The following is a 1,596-nucleotide window of genomic DNA, read 5'->3' on the forward strand; positions in this document are numbered from 1 at the left end:
AATGACACGACTTCGGCGGTACGCTTGAGCCCCGCTACATTGTCGGCGCGGAATCACTTGACCAGTGAGCTATTACGCACTCTTTCAAGGGTGGCTGCTTCTAAGCCAACCTCCTGGTTGTCTCTGCGACTCCACATCCTTTCCCACTTAGCGTACGCTTAGGGGCCTTAGTCGATGCTCTGGGCTGTTTCCCTCTCGACCATGGAGCTTATCCCCCACAGTCTCACTGCCGCGCTCTCACTTACCGGCATTCGGAGTTTGGCTAAGGTCAGTAACCCGGTAGGGCCCATCGCCTATCCAGTGCTCTACCTCCGGCAAGAAACACACGACGCTGCACCTAAATGCATTTCGGGGAGAACCAGCTATCACGGAGTTTGATTGGCCTTTCACCCCTAACCACAGGTCATCCCCCAGGTTTTCAACCCTGGTGGGTTCGGTCCTCCACACGGTCTTACCCGCGCTTCAACCTGCCCATGGCTAGATCACTCCGCTTCGGGTCTTGAGCGTGCTACTGAAACGCCCTATTCGGACTCGCTTTCGCTACGGCTCCCCCACACGGGTTAACCTCGCAACACACCGCAAACTCGCAGGCTCATTCTTCAAAAGGCACGCAGTCACGACACCGAGTGCAAGCACTCGATGCGACGCTCCCACGGCTTGTAGGCACACGGTTTCAGGTACTATTTCACTCCGCTCCCGCGGTACTTTTCACCATTCCCTCACGGTACTATCCGCTATCGGTCACCAGGGAATATTTAGGCTTAACGGGTGGTCCCGCCAGATTCACACAGGATTTCTCGGGCCCTGTGCTACTTGGGTGATCTCCAAGAGAGCCGTACAGATTTCAGCTACGGGGGTCTTACCCTCTACGCCGGACCTTTCGCATGTCCTTCGCCTACCCATACGGTTTCTGACTCTCCGACCGGCCGGCAGACCGATCAAGGAAACTCCCACAACCCCGCACACGCAACCCCTGCCGGGTATCACACGCATACGGTTTGGCCTCATCCGGTTTCGCTCGCCACTACTCCCGGAATCACGGTTGTTTTCTCTTCCTGCGGGTACTGAGATGTTTCACTTCCCCGCGTTCCCTCCACATGCCCTATGTGTTCAGGCATGGGTGACAGCCCATGACGACTGCCGGGTTTCCCCATTCGGACACCCCCGGATCACAGCTCGGTTGACAGCTCCCCGGGGCCTATCGCGGCCTCCCACGTCCTTCATCGGTTCCTGGTGCCAAGGCATCCACCGTGCGCCCTTAAAAACTTGGCCACAGATGCTCGCGTCCACTATGCAGTTCTCAAACAACCAACACTCAAGAAAACAGCACAGCCGTTCCCTGAGAACCCAACAGCGTGCCCGACCCGACCAGTCCCGAAAATGCTTTCCACGCCGAAGCAGTACTCACACCGGACAACCAGTCGTGCCGAATAGTCAACGTTCCACCCATGAGCAACCAGCACCGGACACTCGCCGATGAACTGGCCTCTGACCGCATACGCGGTAAGAAGTGCTCCTTAGAAAGGAGGTGATCCAGCCGCACCTTCCGGTACGGCTACCTTGTTACGACTTCGTCCCAATCGCCAGTCCCACCTT

2 rRNA genes are annotated in these 1,596 nt (G+C 57.3%); both read right to left on the reverse strand.

Going from position 1 to position 1,596, the window contains the following annotated elements:
• Positions 1-1,272, reverse strand: a 23S ribosomal RNA gene (locus ACIPAE_RS39750); the annotation flags it as partial.
• Between the two features lie 249 nt (positions 1,273-1,521).
• Positions 1,522-1,596, reverse strand: a 16S ribosomal RNA gene (locus ACIPAE_RS39755); the annotation flags it as partial.

This window comes from Streptomyces sp. NPDC087270, from assembly GCF_044744625.1.
Taxonomy (GTDB): Bacteria; Actinomycetota; Actinomycetes; order Streptomycetales; family Streptomycetaceae; genus Actinacidiphila.